Origin of the sequence: Pseudoalteromonas sp. TAE56, from assembly GCF_000497955.1 — a bacterium.
Taxonomy (GTDB): Bacteria; Pseudomonadota; Gammaproteobacteria; order Enterobacterales; family Alteromonadaceae; genus Pseudoalteromonas.
The window spans coordinates 13,278-31,037 of record NZ_AUTN01000158.1 but is presented as its reverse complement, the minus strand read 5'-3'; the positions used below and the strand labels follow the sequence as shown (position 1 = coordinate 31,037).

18 protein-coding genes and 4 pseudogenes are annotated in these 17,760 nt (G+C 40.9%); 7 read left to right on the top strand and 15 right to left on the bottom strand.

The annotated features are described in order from the left end of the window. Nucleotides 1–18: 18 nt before the first annotated feature. The 9 genes and pseudogenes from L656_RS0120545 to L656_RS0120505 form a co-directional block, all read right to left on the bottom strand. The gene (locus L656_RS0120545; protein ID WP_002958957.1) at nucleotides 19–597 is read right to left on the bottom strand and encodes a YqaA family protein; all 579 of its coding nucleotides are present in this window, start codon (nucleotides 595–597) and stop codon (nucleotides 19–21) included. 9 nt (nucleotides 598–606) lie between these two features. After that, nucleotides 607–1,245: a protein-L-isoaspartate(D-aspartate) O-methyltransferase gene (locus L656_RS0120540; RefSeq protein ID WP_024600609.1), complete on the bottom strand. Its 639-nt coding sequence runs from the start codon at nucleotides 1,243–1,245 to the stop codon at nucleotides 607–609. Next, a complete protein-coding gene (gene surE / locus L656_RS0120535) occupies nucleotides 1,235–1,999 on the bottom strand; it encodes a 5'/3'-nucleotidase SurE (protein ID WP_024600608.1) in 765 nt (254 codons plus the stop codon). Before surE ends, L656_RS0120540 begins: the two co-directional genes overlap by 11 nt. Then, nucleotides 1,980–3,032: a tRNA pseudouridine(13) synthase TruD gene (gene truD, locus L656_RS0120530; RefSeq protein WP_024600607.1), complete on the bottom strand. Its 1,053-nt coding sequence runs from the start codon at nucleotides 3,030–3,032 to the stop codon at nucleotides 1,980–1,982. Before truD ends, surE begins: the two co-directional genes overlap by 20 nt. Continuing rightward, entirely contained in the window at nucleotides 3,029–3,526 is a 498-nt protein-coding gene (gene ispF, locus L656_RS0120525; RefSeq protein ID WP_024600606.1) for a 2-C-methyl-D-erythritol 2,4-cyclodiphosphate synthase, read from the bottom strand. Before ispF ends, truD begins: the two co-directional genes overlap by 4 nt. Then, nucleotides 3,523–4,168 (bottom strand): annotated as a pseudogene (locus L656_RS01000000122490) (IspD/TarI family cytidylyltransferase). Before L656_RS01000000122490 ends, ispF begins: the two are co-directional and overlap by 4 nt. Then, nucleotides 4,158–4,445, bottom strand: coding sequence for a cell division protein FtsB (gene ftsB / locus L656_RS0120515; RefSeq protein WP_024596337.1), 288 nt, complete (start codon nucleotides 4,443–4,445; stop codon nucleotides 4,158–4,160). The pseudogene L656_RS01000000122490 and the gene ftsB overlap by 11 nt, the downstream one beginning before the upstream one ends. 37 nt (nucleotides 4,446–4,482) lie before the next feature. Beyond that, entirely contained in the window at nucleotides 4,483–5,118 is a 636-nt protein-coding gene (locus L656_RS0120510; protein WP_024596336.1) for a hypothetical protein, read from the bottom strand. Between the two features lie 75 nt (nucleotides 5,119–5,193). Beyond that, nucleotides 5,194–5,673, bottom strand: a complete 480-nt coding sequence (locus L656_RS0120505) for a DUF2947 domain-containing protein (protein ID WP_024596335.1) — start codon at nucleotides 5,671–5,673, stop codon at nucleotides 5,194–5,196. Between the two features lie 60 nt (nucleotides 5,674–5,733). On the opposite strand from L656_RS0120505, the gene L656_RS0120500 reads away from it, so the two are divergent. The 4 genes and pseudogenes from L656_RS0120500 (at nucleotide 5,734) to L656_RS0120485 (ending at nucleotide 9,544) form a co-directional block, all read left to right on the top strand. After that, entirely contained in the window at nucleotides 5,734–5,973 is a 240-nt protein-coding gene (locus L656_RS0120500; RefSeq protein WP_024596334.1) for a DUF1653 domain-containing protein, read from the top strand. Nucleotides 5,974–6,026: 53 nt separating this feature from the next. Next, a complete protein-coding gene (locus tag L656_RS0120495; protein WP_024600605.1) occupies nucleotides 6,027–6,875 on the top strand; it encodes an AAA family ATPase in 849 nt (282 codons plus the stop codon). Nucleotides 6,876–7,141: 266 nt separating this feature from the next. Next, nucleotides 7,142–8,333, top strand: a pseudogene (locus tag L656_RS01000000122485) (vWA domain-containing protein). Between the two features lie 197 nt (nucleotides 8,334–8,530). After that, nucleotides 8,531–9,544 carry a hypothetical protein gene (locus L656_RS0120485; protein WP_024600604.1) on the top strand — a complete coding sequence of 338 codons (1,014 nt, stop codon included), beginning with the start codon at nucleotides 8,531–8,533 and terminating at the stop codon, nucleotides 9,542–9,544. Nucleotides 9,545–9,625: 81 nt separating this feature from the next. Here the strand turns inward: L656_RS0120485 and L656_RS1000000123675 are convergent. The 6 genes and pseudogenes from L656_RS1000000123675 to tkt all read right to left on the bottom strand — a co-directional run bounded on the left by L656_RS1000000123675 (nucleotide 9,626) and on the right by tkt (nucleotide 14,919). After that, nucleotides 9,626–9,910 (bottom strand): annotated as a pseudogene (locus L656_RS1000000123675) (helix-turn-helix domain-containing protein). Between the two features lie 94 nt (nucleotides 9,911–10,004). After that, entirely contained in the window at nucleotides 10,005–10,460 is a 456-nt protein-coding gene (locus L656_RS0120480) for a GNAT family N-acetyltransferase (protein ID WP_024600603.1), read from the bottom strand. A gap of 64 nt (nucleotides 10,461–10,524) precedes the next feature. Continuing rightward, a pseudogene (locus tag L656_RS01000000122480) lies at nucleotides 10,525–11,692 on the bottom strand (NRAMP family divalent metal transporter). Nucleotides 11,693–11,894: 202 nt separating this feature from the next. Then, nucleotides 11,895–12,251 (bottom strand): ribosome hibernation-promoting factor, HPF/YfiA family, encoded by a 357-nt coding sequence (gene hpf, locus L656_RS0120470; RefSeq protein ID WP_007376058.1) that lies wholly within the window; start codon nucleotides 12,249–12,251, stop codon nucleotides 11,895–11,897. Nucleotides 12,252–12,428: 177 nt separating this feature from the next. After that, nucleotides 12,429–12,743, bottom strand: a complete 315-nt coding sequence (gene ppnP / locus L656_RS0120465; protein ID WP_002958974.1) for a pyrimidine/purine nucleoside phosphorylase — start codon at nucleotides 12,741–12,743, stop codon at nucleotides 12,429–12,431. Between the two features lie 184 nt (nucleotides 12,744–12,927). Continuing rightward, complete coding sequence (gene tkt, locus L656_RS0120460; protein ID WP_024600602.1) at nucleotides 12,928–14,919, bottom strand: transketolase; 1,992 nt, start codon at nucleotides 14,917–14,919, stop codon at nucleotides 12,928–12,930. 303 nt (nucleotides 14,920–15,222) lie between these two features. Here tkt and metK point away from each other — a divergent pair, with 303 nt between their 5' ends. From metK to L656_RS0120445, 3 genes are all read left to right on the top strand, one after another. Continuing rightward, nucleotides 15,223–16,374, top strand: coding sequence for a methionine adenosyltransferase (gene metK / locus L656_RS0120455; RefSeq protein ID WP_024600601.1), 1,152 nt, complete (start codon nucleotides 15,223–15,225; stop codon nucleotides 16,372–16,374). Nucleotides 16,375–16,549: 175 nt separating this feature from the next. After that, nucleotides 16,550–17,095, top strand: coding sequence for a hypothetical protein (locus L656_RS0120450; RefSeq protein ID WP_024600600.1), 546 nt, complete (start codon nucleotides 16,550–16,552; stop codon nucleotides 17,093–17,095). 18 nt (nucleotides 17,096–17,113) lie between these two features. Continuing rightward, the gene (locus L656_RS0120445; RefSeq protein ID WP_024600599.1) at nucleotides 17,114–17,710 is read left to right on the top strand and encodes a 5-formyltetrahydrofolate cyclo-ligase; all 597 of its coding nucleotides are present in this window, start codon (nucleotides 17,114–17,116) and stop codon (nucleotides 17,708–17,710) included. Nucleotides 17,711–17,760 lie beyond the last annotated feature (50 nt).

Sequence of the window (17,760 nt, the reverse complement as noted above, 5' to 3'; positions counted from 1 at the left end):
AATTGATATTTTTAACGCTTAACGCAATAAAAAGTAAGCTAGCGCAATTAATACCACTAATCCCCAACCAAGTATTTCAATATACTGACGTAATTTTCGCTCCATTTGAGCTCCGCCCCACTTCATTAAGGCTGAAACTAAAAAGAATCGCGCACCGCGCCCAATGGCTGATGCTATTAAAAATGGCAAAAATGCCATTTGTAAAACGCCTGCGCCAATCGTAAATACTTTATATGGTATAGGCGAAAAACCGGCTAAAAACACAACCCAAACACCGTAATCCTTAAACCAGTTTAGCGCTATATCAAACTTTTCTTGCCAGTGCATTTGTGCAATCAATGGCTCTACAACGGGTTCAAATAGCCAAAAACCAAGTAAGTAACCAACCACTCCACCAATAACCGATGCTATTGTGGCAAAGCTTGCAAATCGCCATGCTTTGTTTGGTTGCGCAAGTGACATAGGTGCAAGCATTACATCGGGTGGTATCGGGAAAAAAACTGATTCTGCAAAGCTCATCGCAGCTAAGTAACGTTCCGCATGACGGTGTTTTGCCCACACTAGGGCCATATCGTATAACTTGGTAAACAACTTCAAAATGAATTCCTATTCAATATCGCCAGGTACTAACGGCACAAATCTAACGGGAGCAATAACATGCTCTTTATAATTATCGCCTTTGCGGATAACCATTACTAATTTTTGAACGCTCTCACCAATGGGCGCTAATAACACGCCACCATCGGCCAACTGAGCAAGTAAATCTTGCGGAACTTTAGAGGCCGCAGCAGTCACTATAATACCATCAAACGGCGCTTGTGATTGCCAGCCTTGCCAACCATCACCATGCTTCATGGTTACATTATATAAATCGAGTTGCTGCAAACGTCTTTTTGCCTGCCACTGAAGTGTTTTAATACGCTCTACCGAGTAAACCTTTGCAAACGTTTTGGCCAATATTGCAGTTTGATACCCAGATCCTGTACCTATTTCTAGCACTTTATTGAGCACACCAGCTAAACGAAGTAGCTCTGTCATGCGCGCTACTATGTAAGGCTGAGAAATTGTTTGCCCTTGCCCAATAGGGAGCGCTGTATTTTCATAGGCTTTGTGTTTTAGCACATCATCTATAAAAATATGGCGCGGAATATCAGCTATAGCACTAAGTACTTGCGTATCTTCAACACCTTCACGCTTTAGTAAGTCAGAAAGCGCTTTTGCACTGCGGGTATAATTAGCGAGCACGATTAATCTCCAAATCGGCTAACCATTCTCCTACTGCCTTTAAGCTATCTTTAGCTGTCATATCAACACTCAGTGGCGTAACTGAGGCATAGCCATTATTGATTGCGTAAAAGTCGGTGCCTTCACCAGCATCGCTTTCGGTGCCAAGCGATCCATACCAATAAATATCACGGCCCCAAGGATCGGTTTGTTTCGTCATCGTTTCGGCTTTATGACGAGCACCTAAACGTGTTACTTGCACCCCTTTTAATTCACTTAATGGAATATCTGGCACATTAATATTTATTATTTGATCTTTTGGAAGCGGATGCGAAGCCAAGCCTTTAATAATATTGACGGTAACTGCAGCGGCTGTTTCAAAATGATCGCCATTATGTGAGCAAAGCGATACCGCAATTGCAGGCAGACCTAAATGGCGACCTTCAGTTGCAGCGGCAACAGTACCGGAATAAAGCGTGTCATCGCCTAAATTAGCACCATGGTTAATACCTGCAACAACTAGATCTGGCTTTTCATCAGCTAACTGATTTACACCTAAATGTACACAATCAGTGGGTGTGCCATTAACCGACATAAAACCATTTTCGAGTGTAGTTGCTCGTAGCGGGTTCATAAGTGTTAAAGAATTACTCGCGCCACTACAGTTGCGATCAGGTGCAACAAGGGTTACATCTGCAATTTGTATAAGCGCCTGATATAAAACCGCAATGCCTTTGGCATTTACGCCATCATCGTTACTTAACAGTATCTTCATTTATGCCATTATCCTTTTCTTTGCGCTCTCGAGGGCTAGCATCTGTGTAATCCACTAGCTCACGTAATAATGCGGTTGCAAAACACCCTTTTGGCAAACCAAAGCTTAGTTTTAGTGTGGTTTCATCAAGTGTTTCAACAGTTAAGTTTTGTGGAATTAAGCGCAGCATTCGGCGCTCATTTTTAAGGCCTAACTCACCTAAGCCATCACACCATGTTTGATATGGTTCGAGCCATACTTTTTCTTGCTCGGTTAAGCCTTTTTCACTTTTACCCACCATAGGTGCCGACATCATAATATCGCCAGTGGCTAATCGCTCTATGTTTTCGTCGTTAATTGCATCTTCAAAAAATGCATTACTGCCGCTGAGCATAAATACTTCACGGTGCATTGTTTTAGCTAAACCGTGTTCGGCTACACGTAAATTTACTATTTGATTAAATACATGCGAACGCGCTGCTGAAATAATAATACCGCGCAGCTTTTTATCGCGAATGCGCTCCCCGGCAAACATTTTTTCAGCCATTACTAAGTTATGGCCGCCATGTCCAAAACGCTGCTCGCCAAAGTAATTAGGCACACCTGCGCGTACTGCGTTAATACGGCATAAAATATCAAGCGGCTTGGTTACGTTACGAAGCGTAATAGTAAATTTATTGCCTTTGTGACAACCCGTACGTAATTTACGGTCGTGGCGCTGTTGCGACACAATAAAAATACTCTCGCTATTTAAATCGCTAAAATCGATAGGTTTTTTAATTGGCACCTTTACACTAAACCACTGCGAGCACACACCGTGGCGATCTTTCATACCTGCGTAACTTACGTCTCGCGGTGAAACACCTGCACGCTGGGCAACAAGCTTTGCAACATATTGCGTGTTTTCGCCCTTTTTAACTACCTGCAAACACACGTGTTCGCCACTGCCGGTAAATTCTATACCAAGATCTTCATCAACCATAAAGTCTTCAGCAGTTGTTTTAAAGTCTGCTTTAGAAAGCGGTGCACCGTATAAATAATTTAAATCGCTCATGCGTTTTTTGTACTCGTAAGCTCTTTACTCATAATAACCACAGCATGGCTTGATATACCTTCCCTGCGTCCTTCAAAGCCTAGCTTTTCGGTTGTAGTGGCTTTAACATTTATTTGGCTAAGGTCACAATTTAAATCGCTGGCTAAATTAGCGCGCATAGCTTGAATATGTGGCAGCATTTTTGGCGCCTGTGCAACAATAGTCACATCGCCATTGCCAATTACATAACCTTGCTCTTTAGCTAAGCCCACCACATGGCGAAGTAAAATACGGCTGTCGATATTTTCATACTCGCTTGCCGTATCTGGAAAGTGCTTACCAATATCACCCATTGCAAGTGAGCCTAAAATAGCATCGCATAATGCATGAATAGCAACATCACCATCTGAGTGCGCTAAAAAGCCCTGTGGGTAATCAATTTTTTCACCACAAATAGTTAACGGGCCTTCGCCGCCAAATTTATGTACGTCAAAACCATGGCCAATTCGTATCATAATGCACTCTCGTTTTGTTGTTTGTGTAATAAAAACCCAGCCAAATCTAGATCCTCTGGCGTGGTTATTTTAATATTATCGCTGCGACCTGCTACAAGCTTTACCGGTTTACCTGCCCACTCAATTGCGCTTGCTTCGTCTGTAATAGTTACCCCACTTGCTAATGCGTTTTGAAGCGCACTTTTAAGCTCGTTATATTTAAAAAACTGCGGGGTAAGTGCTTGCCATAAATCGTCTCGTGGCACCGTTTGTTCGCTGTACTCGTGGCCACGTTTTATGGTGTCTTTTACTTTACTAGCTAAAATACCGCCTTCATCAGCGCTTACGCATTCATCAATCAAACGTTCTATATCACTGATATTAACTAGCGGACGGGCAGCATCGTGCACCAATACCCATGTAGGCGGGNCTGGCTCGCACAATGCGCTTATCAAGCAGTGGGAGTTCATCAAAATAAGGGTCGCTGTCGCTAAGAGCAACAACAATAGTACGTAATTGAGATAATTGGGAAAGTTTAGCTAAGGTGTGTTCTAAAATGGTTTTACCGGCTAATTGTATATATTGCTTAGGCGCATTGTGCTGCATTCTACTGCCAACACCCGCTGCAGGTACAATTGCTGCAATAGTCTGTTTATTTGTCATATTGTTTGCCCGGTAAAACACGAATAAATGTTTCGTCCGGTTTAATCATTCCCAATTCGTTGCGTGCACGCTCTTCAATGCCTTCTTGGCCAAGCTTTAAGTCTTCAATATCTGCTTTAAGTACTTTATTACGTTTAATGAGCTTTTCGTTAGTTACTTGATGCGACGCTACAGCACCTTTTAGCCGTGTGTAGTCTTGTAAACCATTATGACCAAACCATAATCTGTATTGTACAAACAGTGCTAAGCACAGTAAGCCAACTTGAAAAATACGCATTTAACACTCCTTATTTTAAATTCCAAATACCTTAGCTTTAATACGCTAAGGGGCGCTTTAAATTGCGCCAATTAATACTACCCGCTAAAAGCATTTCGCGTAGTGATAAAACCCGTGGCATGCAACGCTTCGAAAATTGCCACTGGTGCCCACAACATGCCCCCGTTAAACTCACTTTACTTGGCTTTATTAACTGAGCATTTTGCTGCTCTAGCCCATTTCCTAAAAAATCAAACCAACCAAGCTCGTTACAATGCAGCTTATTTTCGCCTAACTGATCGATACTGTCTATTCTAAGACGCACCTGATCGTAGCCATTTAATATAACGGGCACTATAAGCCCCACTTTGGCATACGTTTGATAAAAAAGTTCATTAGCTTGAACATTCACATCGGGTGGGGTTGGTTTTTGCTTTTCAAGCCACGTACCATTTTGTGCGTCCAGCGTAAAAGGCGTGTCACCATTGGCAACTAACGTTGCAGCTCGCTCAATATAATAAGGTAGGCTTTTTAACTGGCGGCGCAGTTTATCCGCATTAGGCTCTGCAACTAATCGCTGAACCTCACGCTGATAAAACGCATTACACAATTGTGCATACAGCACTTTTTGTGCATCAGTTTGCCAAATTTCAACTTGCTGCTGAGCACCAAGTGACTGATTTTTAGCGACCAAAAGCTGTACTCAAAAATATTTAGGTAAATGTTTTATAACACAGTATTGAATATTTTTTAAGCGCAGCGCACTAATTTAAGCGCTTGGCTTTTCACCTAATTTTGCTTTACCTGATTCTAAAAATTGCACAACCGTATTACGCTTTTTACCAATCAATAAACTGCCATCAGCTAAAAACATAAAATTTTGCCAATTGCGTTTAAATACATCAAATGTTGTTTCGATAATATTATCGCGTGCCATACAAAAATAAACAGTGGTGTTAGCTTCCCAATCTAAAAACGTTAAGATTGCTTCTGGAGGTTGCGCATCCCCATTTTCCCACGCATCTTGCCAATCTACTTCTTGGCTAAAGCTTTTTTCTTGGCCACACCAATCGGTGTCTTCAAAAAAATCAGGGTGATCAAACTCACGGCTTACCATGGTTGTCCAAAGTACGGCTGCGCGCTCGTCGCTCATAGGCTTTATTTTTGCTGCGTCTTCATCAGATACAGGTAAATCTTTGTGGCGAAAAACCCACGCCTTTTTGTAATCATCTAAAGAAATATAGTTCATAGTGTCGGCAAATTAGTTAACATTAAAAGTGCAAAGCCAAATTATACAAGAGATCAAAACATGACTACAGCAATAAAACCACTTTCCCTCAAACCAGGCTTATACCAACACTACAAAGGGCCGCAATACAAAGTTATTCACGTTGCCACCCATAGCGAAACCGAGGAACAGCTTGTAATTTATCAGGCTCTTTACGGTGAATTTGGTATTTGGGCACGTCCACTTAGTATGTTTAACGAAACAATAGAAAAAGACGGCAACACAATACCGCGTTTTGCCTATATTGGTGAAATAGATTAACTATGGCATCATGAATACATTCAATACTGCTCTGACCAGATAGAGGCTAACTCGTGCAATTTAATTCAACCGATAATTACATAGCTAGCAGCTCGCTTAAACAAGCTGTAAATGCTGCCATTATGCTCGAAAAACCACTTTTAATTAAAGGCGAACCCGGCACAGGTAAAACTATGCTGGCTGAAGAACTTGCTAAAAGTTTAGACACCACGCTTATTCAGTGGCATATAAAATCGACCACCAAAGCGCAGCAAGGCTTGTACGAGTACGATGCGGTTTCGCGCCTGCGCGACAGCCAATTAGGTGACGAGCGCGTACACAACATTAGTAACTACATTGTTAAAGGTAAGCTTTGGCAGGCATTTACGTATGCAGAGCTTAACGGTAAACGCCCTGTACTATTAATTGATGAAATAGACAAAGCTGATATCGAGTTCCCAAACGACTTACTGCTTGAGCTTGATAAAATGGAGTTTCATGTTTATGAAACTAATGAGCGTATTGTCGCAAAAGAGCGCCCAATTGTGATCATCACTTCCAATAATGAAAAAGAATTACCGGACGCATTTTTACGCCGCTGCTTTTTTCATTATATTGATTTTCCTAGCAGCGATGAAATGCAGCAAATTATTGACGTGCACTACCCTAACGTTAAACAAGATTTAGTACGCCAAGCACTCGAAGTATTTTTTAATCTGCGCGAAGCTAACGGCCTTAAAAAGAAGCCATCCACCAGCGAATTACTCGATTGGCTTAAACTGCTTATGGCAGAAGACATAGACGCTAAAACACTGCACGACAAAGCTAAAAAAGGCGGTTTAATGCCCATGTTTGGCGCACTACTTAAAAATGAGCAAGACATAAGCCTAATCGAAAAGCTCGCCTTTATGAGCCGTCGCTAGGGCCTGTTGACCTTTCAGGATTAAAATTTGTTCTAACTAGGGACGATTTAATCGTGGCGCGAGGTTTGTAACCTAGTGGGCTAAGTAAAAGCCGAGCAACAAAGAGTTAATCGTCCCTAGAACGAACCTTCTGGCAGCGCGTGTTTGGTATTTATGCTGTGTTATCGCCTATTTATGGGGAATAACCACACTACATAGGCTCTGCCTTGCCTAAATACCAAATACACTGCTGCAAATTTAACCTCGAAAGATAAACAGGCCCTTATATGTTAGTACAGTTTTTTTTCACGCTACGTAAATACCGTTTACCGGTAAGCCTGCGCGAACTACTCGATTTAATTAACGCCTTAAAAAAAGGCGTTATATTTGCCGACGTAGACGCCTTTTACCATTTAGCGCGCACCATAATGGTAAAAGATGAAACGCACTTTGATCGATTCGACAAAGCCTTTAGCGACTACTTTAGCGGTATTGCTGACCTTGATTTGCTCGAGAGTTTAAAGCAACAGCACAACTTACCTGAAGATTGGCTACGTAAAGAGTTTGAAAAAAACCTAAGCGATGAAGAAAAAGCCCAACTAAAAGCCATGGGCGGGCTCGACGAGCTTATGAAAACCCTAAAAGAGCGTTTAGGAGAGCAACAAAAACGCCACGCAGGCGGCAATAAATGGGTGGGCACTGGCGGCACATCACCTTTTGGCGCTTATGGTTATAACCCTGAGGGCGTGCGCATTGGTCAAGATGGCAACCGTAACCGCCAAGCGGTAAAAGTGTGGGATAAACGAGAATACAAAAACCTCGACACCGACAGAGAAATTGGCTCNCTCGCGTACTATTAAACTCGCCCTTAAAAAGTTACGTAAGTTTGCCCGCACTGGCGCAAGCGACACACTGGACTTAAACGAAACTATTCGCGCTACTGCAAAACAAGGCGGCATGCTGGACGTAAAAATGGCACCCGAGCGCCACAACGCCGTAAAAGTACTCATGCTGTTTGATATTGGCGGCTCAATGGATGACTATATTCACACCTGCGAAGAATTATTTAGCGCCGCCCACTGCGAGTTTAAACACCTAGAGTTTTACTACTTTCATAACTGTTTATACGAGCACGTATGGCAAGACAACGCGCGCCGCCATTCAAACGTGATTGACACCATGACGCTGATTAATAAATTTACCAGCGACTACAAAGTAATATTTGTCGGCGATGCCACTATGGGCCCATACGAAATAGCCTACCCGGGCGGCTCGGTAGAGCATTACAACGAAGAGCCCGGCAGTGCATGGCTTGCACGCATTACCAACCACTTTGATAAAGTCGCCTGGCTCAACCCACAACCCGTTGAACACTGGCCGTACTATCAATCTATTGGCTTTATAAAAGAGTTGATGGGTAACAGAATGTACCCGCTGAGTTTGGATGGGATAAGTAGAGCGATAAAAGAGCTGAGTTAGATGCAAATTAACGACAGTTCAGTTCCAGTAGCGGACCCTCAGGCGTTTATCTGAAACTCTGTTGGGTGGCGCCTTCGGCTTAACCAACCTACCTTTTGACGTAGGTCGGATAAGTGGCAAAGCCGCGCCATCCGACAAAAATGATGAATTTACTAGAAACAATCCAACTTACCGCGTTAATAATAAAGTGATTTGACATGATAGAACCTACCATTTGCGATCTTAAATTTCGAAAGCTCTATAAAGATTTATTAAAGAAGAACTCACTAAATGACTTTGAAAAGACATCTTCGATAATTAAGTCAATTTACTCTCATGCTAAATTGGAAAAAATTACAGTAGGAAGGTTTTTAGGTATTAAAGGATATAAAGTTACTATAGGAAAAAGAACAGCTTTTTTCCCTGTTAGTAAATCAAGAGCTCTTAAAAATAATAAACTTAATGGGTTGATATTTTTTAGAAATGAATTTTATAAAATTGGTATGGTTCTGCCAACTTTAATCTCTAATGGTGATCAAGAAATGCTTTTAAAGACATTATCTGAAAACCAAGATAACAATATAAATGAAAAAATAATTGCCGATTTTTTCAAAAGTACTTTAGGGTTACCTGAACTTTTAACAAGCACATACTCAACCAACAAACATATTTCTAAGTACATTGAAATATTAGGAGAGTCGCTAAAAGCTTACCACTTAGGATTATTTAAAGTTGCAGTAATTTCATTATTACCATGTATAGAGGGTATAATTAGGGATCTTGGCGTAAAGGCTTCATCTGTTTATTCCAAAGAGTTAATGGAAAATCTCATCAAGCTCCAGCGCTACTATATTAAGCACTATATCTTTAATTCTTGTGATTATGTCCCTCAAGATTTCCTAGATATAAAGTTGCATGACACTTATGATGAAAGCATCCAAGTAATTGAATCTTTAAAGTGGTTTTTAGAAAAATCTTTATACCAACATACTAATACATTTAATGAATCTCATAGCCTAAATAGGCATTCAATACTGCATGCCCTAAAACCTGAAAGTAACTACGGTACAGAAAGTAATTTTTTTAGATTGATTAATATATTAAACTCATTATATTTTTGCTCAGTTTTTAGCGGTGAGAATGGAAGCTTATTTCATCCCTCTCATACAGCACAATCAGAAAAGTTGGAATCAAAATATTTACGCTATTCAAGTTTCAAACATTTAATATGATGGGGTCGCGTCTCTTTTTATGATTCATAATAAATCAAACTTGCCTAAGTGTCGTATTTACTTGAATGAGATTCATAATCTCTATAACTCCGCTATATGATTTAGCGTCTCAGGTTGACGCTGCACAAGCTTTAACAATGTTATCGCTTGCCCATTTGGTGCGCTGCGTCCTTGTTCCCAATTTTCGAGCGTTCTTGCTGATGTATGCTGAATATTTCTCGAATATTTACTATTTCATCAGGGGAGATAACAAGATCGTTAATATCATTTACTGAATGAGTACCTAAACGTTAGCTTTCCTTGTGAATGCGCTTTAGCGTCCACAAGTGCTGTCGTTAATTCTGAAAATAAATCACGTTTGCTCATTGCGCCATACCTCTAAAAACTCTTTTAATTGCTTTTTATGATCTGCTTTTGAACATGACTTTTCGTTTCGCTATAAATAATGAGCGCATACAACTTAAAGCACTTTACTCATAAACAAACTATACGGATCTAGCTCATAACACCCAAACGGCTCGCACTCTTTAAAACCAAATTGAGTGTAAAGCTTTTGTGCGGGCAAAAATGCCTCTGCTGTTCCGGTTTCTAAACTTAACTTTTTATAACCTCGCAGTGTTGATTGCTCAATAATATGCGTGAGTAACTTAGCGGCTATGCCTTGGCGTAAATAGTTGCTTGATGTGCGCATTGATTTAATTTCGCCTTCGGTCACATTTAGTGCTTTTAAAGCGCCAACACCCGCTAAATTATTATCAATCCATAAGCTATAAAAAGTTATATCGGGCTGAGTGAGTTTGCTCACATCAAGTGCATGCACGCTCTCAACAGGCGAATGTTTTAGCATATCGTTATGATGCGCTTGTAGTAGCTTTATAACGTGTGGGTTTGAAAGCTCGTCTATTCTAATATCCATTTATACCTCGTTTAAATTTTAAGCTTTAGGGCTTAAATTAAAACCCTAAAGTAAATAGCTATATTTAGGCTGCTAGTTTCCACACTACAAACGCTACTGCAAAGCCTACTAAATACACTAGTCCTAACCACGTTAAGATACGTAATAACACGCTGTGCTTTATAGCAGGCTCTGATCGCACAAGGCTAAAATTGAGCCATGCAAATACAGGCGTGGTAACAAATGAAAGCGTCATGGCAAACGTAAGCATGGGGCCAAGGGCTGATTTAAAAAATAAAATAACGGCCATACCGGCAAGTGCTTGTAGTATTAACCAAATATTTAGGCTGTGTTTGGATTGCTTAAAGCCAAGTAACTTATGAGACTCGTTAAGCGTGCGGGCGTAGCCATCTAGTACGGTGAGTGTAGTGCCAAACATACATAAAAAGGCGATTGCTGATACAAGCGGCCTTGCCCACTCGCCTATTGTTAATGCGTACATATCAATAAGCTGCTTGGCAAACGCGACACCGCCGAGTTCTATACTACTGGTTTGCCCGTACTGCACTAATACACCTAAGCTAAAAAATACTAAGGCTAAGCCTGCTGTAAGCCAGTAACCTACGTTAAAATCGAACAAGCCTTGGCTTTTAGACACTGTTTGTTGCGCTTGTTTTTCTTTTAGCCATAAAGAACTTAATGCAGATATTTCGATAGGGGCTGGCATCCAGCCCATTAAAGCCACCATAAAGCTAAGCATGGCAAGTTCATACGGTGAAGGCCCTATGTAATCAGCAGGTGCCATTGGGCCGTTACTAAATGCAATGGCAAGGGCAATCAAAGTAGCGAGCGTAAGCAGCCCCATAATGCCTTTGGCAACGTTATCTAGCGCTTTAAAGTGCCCAAGTAGCAATATAACTAAACATACCCCTAACAGCATCCAACAAAGCAAGGTTACTTCAATCACAATAGGCAGCGCGTAATGCAGTAAGCTTGCGGTAAGCAGTAATACACCGGCAGTATTAACTACAGCAGCTACAATGTTTAAACCAATAAAGCTGTAAAAGTAAAACGGGCCTTTGCTTTTATAGCCCTCCACTAGGCTATTTTTAGTAGCGAGTGTGTATTCCATCCCAAAGCGAAAAAACGGGTACTTTAAAACATTAACAACGAGGATAAGCCAAAATAATTGCCAGCCAAATATTGCCCCAGCTTGCGTAGAGGCAACTAAGTGAGAACCNGGCTGTTGCCATTAGGATCCCAGGGCCAAGCGCACCTAGTCGAGACTTCCATACTGCTTTTGTTGTGTGCATTAATTTCTCAAAATATGTGTGTTGTGTGTTCTTTTTATTAATTTTTATAATTAATAAACTGCAAGAGCGCATAACTTACCTAAATTACAGGCAATAAAAAAGAGCCATACGGCTCTTTTTTACAATACTTTGTGACTAAATTTTATTTAAGATCCATCTCTTGGATGATCTCGTGTGCGATTTCAGGTGTAGTGCTAACAGGCTTTTCGTGTAAGTTTGCTTTTATCTGCCCTTTTCGATGTTTTAGTGCCGCATCGAGTTTTTTAGCTGCGCTTGCAATGGCTGGGTACATAACTTCGTTTTCCCCTTTTACCGATATGCGCGTGCCTTCGTAATTAGTGCTAATTTCAGCTTGGATTTTATGATGCTCTTTAGACAAAATAATATCGAGTGCAATAAGTGATGGAAAATGGCTCTCGATTTTTGAAAATTTTTCGTTGATGTGCTCTCTAATAGAGTCAGTAACTTCAACATGGTGACCAGAAAGATTAATTTTCATAGGGTATCCTTTTATTTGTTACCTCATAAATAGTATTGGGGGCTATTTAGATTAACACAAGGAAAAAAGAGAGATATTTGAGGTTTATTTGCGGTTTTTGGTGATTTAAATCATGCGTTGCGCAAAGTTTATGCAAAGCCCATAGTGCATGGGCTTTCAGACGTCTAGCTGTACTGATTAATCTGTGTACGAACAACAGTAGTCAGCAAAATCAGATACTTTTACTTTAAAGCTTACATTTGCATCAACATTAAACGATTCACCTGCGTTAAATGTTTTCCATTCGCTTGCTCCTGGTAATAAAATATCCCATTGGCCAGCTAAAAGCTCCATGCACTCTTTTTGGTTTGTATCAAAAACAAACTCACCTGGTTGCATAAAGCCTAACGTTTTCGCTTCTCCATCACCTAAAATAACGGTACGGCTCGACACTTTTCCGTCAAAATATACATTGGCTTTTTTTACTACACTTACGTTATCGAACTTTGGCATTTTTAGCTCCTGCTATTAATTTAAGATTTTTATTTATAAATTTTATCGCACTACCTTGCCTGATAGCTTACTTTCTTGCAAGGAAAGCAGCATTGTTCAAGGTGAAGTTGCTTCATGTAAGGGCATAAAAAAACCCGCAACATGTGCGGGTTCTTCAATTACTTACTTTATTTAATCAAAGCGATTAAAAAAGCTCGTTTGCTTTGCTTACAATGTTTGCCACTGTAAAACCAAAGTGCTCAAACAACTCACCTGCAGGCGCTGACTCACCAAAGGTAGTCATACCTACTACTGCGCCGTTTAGGCCTACGTACTTATACCAGTAGTCAGCAATACCTGCTTCTACTGCTACGCGGCGTGAAACAGATGCCGGTAATACGCTTTCTTTGTATGCTGCGCTTTGATCTTCAAAGGCATCAGTACATGGCATAGATACAACACGTACCTTTTTACCTTGGCTGCGTAGTTCGCTTGCTGAATCTTGTGCTAGTTGCACTTCAGACCCTGTTGCAATAAAGATAATCTCTGGGTTGCCGTCACAGCTAAGGATGTAACCACCCTTTTTAACGTCACTTAATTGCTTTGCGTCACGGGCTTGTTGCTCAAGACCTTGGCGAGTAAAGATTAACGATGTAGGACCGTCTTTACGCTCAATAGCTTGTTGCCATGCAATTGCCGACTCAACTTGGTCACATGGGCGCCAGTTGTATAAGTTAGGCGTTAAACGCATGCTTGCAATTTGCTCTACTGGTTGGTGAGTTGGACCATCTTCACCTAAACCAATTGAATCGTGCGTGTATACAAAAATGCTTGGTTGCTTCATTAATGCAGCCATACGTACAGCATTTTTTGCATATTCAACAAACATTAAGAACGTAGCACCGTAAGGAATAAAACCTTTATGAAGGGCAATACCATTCATAATTGCCGACATACCAAACTCACGTACACCGTAGTAAATGTAGTTACCGCTTGCGTCGTCGTGCGTTAAACCTTTAGAGCCATCCCAAATTGTTAAGTTTGAGCCAGCTAAATCGGCTGAGCCACCCATGAATTCTGGTAATAACGGACCAAACGCATTTAATGCATTTTGCGATGCTTTACGAGACGCTGGGTTTGCTGGGTTTGCTTGTAATTGCTCAATATACGCTTGAGATTTTTCAGCCCAATCGCCAGGAAGTTCGTTGTTAATACGACGCTTGTATTCTGACGCTAGCTCTGGGTATGCTTTTGCGTATGCTGCAAATTTTTCGTCCCAGCTTGATTCAAGCTGCTGACCTTTTTCTTTGCTATCCCATTGTGCGTAAATATCATCAGGAATTTCGAACGCATCGCCAGTCCAACCTAAGTATTCGCGAGACGCTTTAATTTCGTCATCACCCAGTGGTGCACCGTGACAATCGTGGCTGCCTGACTTATTAGGTGAGCCGTAACCAATAATTGTTTTACAACAAATTAGTGAAGGTTTATCGGTAACGCTTTTTGCTTCTGCGATTGCAGCACTTACAGCATCGCTATCGTGGCCATCAACACCACTAATTACATGCCAACCGTATGCTTTAAAGCGAGCTGGCGTGTCATCTGTAAACCAACCTTCTACTTCGCCATCGATTGAAATGCCGTTGTCATCCCAAAATGCAACAAGCTTACCTAAGCCTAGAGTGCCTGCAAGTGAACCTGCTTCATGAGAAATACCTTCCATAAGGCAGCCATCGCCCATAAATGCATAGGTAAAGTGATCAACAATATCGTGACCTTCACGGTTAAACTGTGCAGCTAGCGCTTTTTCAGCAATTGCCATACCTACGGCATTTGTGATCCCTTGACCTAATGGACCCGTAGTAGTTTCGATTCCTGGTGCATAGCCGTATTCTGGATGACCTGGTGTTTTAGAATGCATTTGACGGAAGTTTTTAATTTCGTCCAGTGGTAAGTCGTAACCACTTAGGTGCAATAGAGAATAGATAAGCATTGAACCGTGGCCGTTTGAAAGAATAAATCTGTCACGGTCAGCCCACTCTGGATTCGTTGGGTTATGTTTTAGATAATCGCGCCATAATACTTCTGCGATATCAGCCATGCCCATAGGGGCTCCAGGGTGGCCAGATTTGGCCTTTTGTACTGCGTCCATTGACAAGACGCGAATAGCATTTGCAAGTTCTTTGCGAGATGGCATGAATTCTCCTACCTTATATGTGTATTTGCGCGGGTATTTATGTGTTTGTTTATGTAACCAAATAACTTGGATACTGTTATGTATCCATTCTTACTTATTGTGGGGGCGGTGTGCAATTAAAAACCCCAGAAAAGGCAGCATTATGAATTTTTTTTGAGACTAGAATGACATTCGTAATTTTATTTAGACGTCTAGGCGTAAAAACACTATGCAATGCGTTTTGTTTTCGATAAAATACGCCCCTTAATTTTTTAGCGCTAATACCGACATTTGTGAAGCGCAATATTTGTGAGCAGAAATACAATGGCAAAACATTTATTTACTTCTGAATCTGTTTCTGAAGGTCATCCGGATAAAATCGCCGATCAAATCTCTGATGCGGTACTTGATGCAATCCTAGAGCAAGACTCTCAGGCTCGCGTAGCGTGTGAAACTTACGTTAAAACCGGTATGGTTATGGTTGGTGGTGAAATCACTACTAGCGCATGGGTTGATATCGAAGAAATTACACGTAAAACAATTCGTGACATTGGCTACACAAATTCAGACATGGGCTTTGATGCCGATTCATGTGCAATTTTAAACACTATTGGTAAACAGTCTCCAGACATTAACCAAGGTGTTGACCGTACTAGCCCAGAAGAGCAAGGCGCGGGCGATCAAGGCTTAATGTTTGGTTACGCATGTAACGAAACAGAAGTACTAATGCCTGCTCCAATTACTTACTCACACCGTTTAGTACAGCGCCAAGCGCAAGTGCGTAAGAGCGGCGAGCTTAACTGGTTACGTCCAGATGCAAAATCTCAAGTTACTTTTGCATACGAAAACGGCAAACCTGTAGGTATTGATGCTGTTGTACTTTCTACTCAGCACAGCGAAGACATTTCACAAAAAGATTTAGTAGAAGCTGTGATGGAAACAATCATCAAGCCTGTACTTCCTGCAGAACTTATTACAAGCGCAACTAAGTTTTTCATTAACCCAACAGGTCGCTTTGTAATTGGCGGACCAATGGGCGATTGTGGTTTAACTGGTCGTAAAATCATTGTAGATACATACGGTGGTATGGCTCGTCACGGTGGTGGTGCTTTCTCTGGTAAAGATCCATCAAAAGTTGACCGCTCAGCAGCATATGCAGCACGTTACGTTGCTAAAAACATTGTTGCTGCTGGTCTTGCTGACAAGTGTGAGCTACAAGTTTCTTACGCAATAGGTGTTGCAGAGCCTACTTCTATCAGCGTTGAAACATTTGGTACAAGCAAGCTAGAAGAAAGCCGTTTAATCGAGCTTATTCGTGAACACTTTGACCTACGCCCTTACGGCTTAATTCAAATGCTTGATTTAGAGCGCCCTATCTACCTTCCTACAGCGGCTTACGGCCACTTTGGTCGTGACGAATTCCCTTGGGAACGTACAGATAAAGCAGACGCACTTCGCGCAGCTGCTGGCCTTTAAGCCAAAAGTGTTGTAATAAATTAAAAACGGCCCTTTTAAGGGTCGTTTTTGCATCTAAAACTTATTCGCTATATTGTTTGTAGAGCGTCTACAAAATAACTATAAAATCGACCTCGAATTCTTTTGTACTTTAGGTATATACTCATTTCATTATAAAAGCTTTAGGGATAGTTAAATGGCCGATAACTTTCGCGTTATATTTGCAGGACTTGCCGATAACGTTGATATAAAAACAGCATGTACAAATTTAGCTGCAAAATTAAAAACGTCAGATGAAAAAGTAGCTCTTTTTTTTAAAGGAAAGCCACTGTTTGCGCCAAGCGATAAAGACAAAGCGTTAAAACAGGCTAAGTTACTAGCGAGCTTAGGCATTAAAAGTAAGCTTCAAGCTGTTTCAAACGCTATTCAAAGTAGCTCTGCCCCTGCTGCAAACAACCAACGTGATGAACGTATTTTTGATGCACTTGATTACATCACTAGCAGCTTAATTCGCCTTGAAGAAAAGTTAGACGAGCTAGAGCAACGCCTTCCTGAAGCTCAATTAAAAGCACCAGACGAAAATGTTGACGAATGGCAAGATGACGACCTAATGCTAGATGAGGATTTAGCGCCTCCTAAAAAACGCAGTAACTTACTTTTATATTCATTGATTGCAACTGCCACCATTTTGCTAGTAGTACTGGCTGTTTTTTTAATTTTTCCCGATTTATTCTCTTTTTAAGAATGGCTAATTAATTTAATGAGCAATAAACGCACAAAAATAAGAGCAGAAATTCGTAACACCCGTAAAAACTTGTCAAACAATCAGCAAATAATTGCTGCGCAATCGCTAAAAATGAATTTTATTCAACATTTAAAAAGCGAAAAAACAACGAATCCAAAGCATATTGCCATTTACTTAAGTAACGATGGGGAGCTAGACACTTCATTGTTAATTAAAGAATTATGGAGTTTAAATCATACCGTTTACCTACCTATAATACACCCATTCAATGGCGCTAATTTACTATTTCAGCGCTATGAGAAAAACTCACCCATGAGAGCAAATCGCTATGGTATCTTGGAGCCTAAGCTGAACTGCTCTCAAATATGCCCATTACCAGTGCTTGATTACCTCCTTATGCCATTAGTTGCATTTGATAAACAAGGTAATCGCCTAGGAATGGGAGGTGGGTTTTACGACCGGACTTTGGCGCGTTTACACGAACAAAATTGGCAAAAACCACAACTGATTGGCCTTGCACATGAATGCCAAAAAGTTGAGGCCCTACCAATCGAGTCGTGGGATGTACCACTTAAAACCATTATCACCCCAGATAAAACATACTGTTGGTAACAATTAAATTTGATTACTAACCGCATATTTCTGACATACATGAGCACAAA

Excerpts from the sequence above, each read along its gene's own strand:
- surE (WP_024600608.1), bottom strand. The coding sequence starts at position 1,999 with ATGAAGATACTGTTAAGTAACGATGATGGCGTAAATGCCAAAGGCATT.
- truD (WP_024600607.1), bottom strand. The coding sequence starts at position 3,032 with ATGAGCGATTTAAATTATTTATACGGTGCACCGCTTTCTAAAGCAGAC.
- ispF (WP_024600606.1), bottom strand. The coding sequence starts at position 3,526 with ATGATACGAATTGGCCATGGTTTTGACGTACATAAATTTGGCGGCGAA.
- ftsB (WP_024596337.1), bottom strand. The coding sequence starts at position 4,445 with ATGCGTATTTTTCAAGTTGGCTTACTGTGCTTAGCACTGTTTGTACAA.
- L656_RS0120505 (WP_024596335.1), bottom strand. The coding sequence starts at position 5,673 with ATGAACTATATTTCTTTAGATGATTACAAAAAGGCGTGGGTTTTTCGC.
- L656_RS0120500 (WP_024596334.1), top strand. The coding sequence starts at position 5,734 with ATGACTACAGCAATAAAACCACTTTCCCTCAAACCAGGCTTATACCAA.
- L656_RS0120485 (WP_024600604.1), top strand. The coding sequence starts at position 8,531 with ATGATAGAACCTACCATTTGCGATCTTAAATTTCGAAAGCTCTATAAA.
- L656_RS0120480 (WP_024600603.1), bottom strand. The coding sequence starts at position 10,460 with ATGGATATTAGAATAGACGAGCTTTCAAACCCACACGTTATAAAGCTA.
- hpf (WP_007376058.1), bottom strand. The coding sequence starts at position 12,251 with ATGAAAATTAATCTTTCTGGTCACCATGTTGAAGTTACTGACTCTATT.
- ppnP (WP_002958974.1), bottom strand. The coding sequence starts at position 12,743 with ATGCCAAAGTTCGATAACGTAAGTGTAGTAAAAAAAGCCAATGTATAT.
- tkt (WP_024600602.1), bottom strand. The coding sequence starts at position 14,919 with ATGCCATCTCGCAAAGAACTTGCAAATGCTATTCGCGTCTTGTCAATG.
- metK (WP_024600601.1), top strand. The coding sequence starts at position 15,223 with ATGGCAAAACATTTATTTACTTCTGAATCTGTTTCTGAAGGTCATCCG.
- L656_RS0120450 (WP_024600600.1), top strand. The coding sequence starts at position 16,550 with ATGGCCGATAACTTTCGCGTTATATTTGCAGGACTTGCCGATAACGTT.
- L656_RS0120445 (WP_024600599.1), top strand. The coding sequence starts at position 17,114 with ATGAGCAATAAACGCACAAAAATAAGAGCAGAAATTCGTAACACCCGT.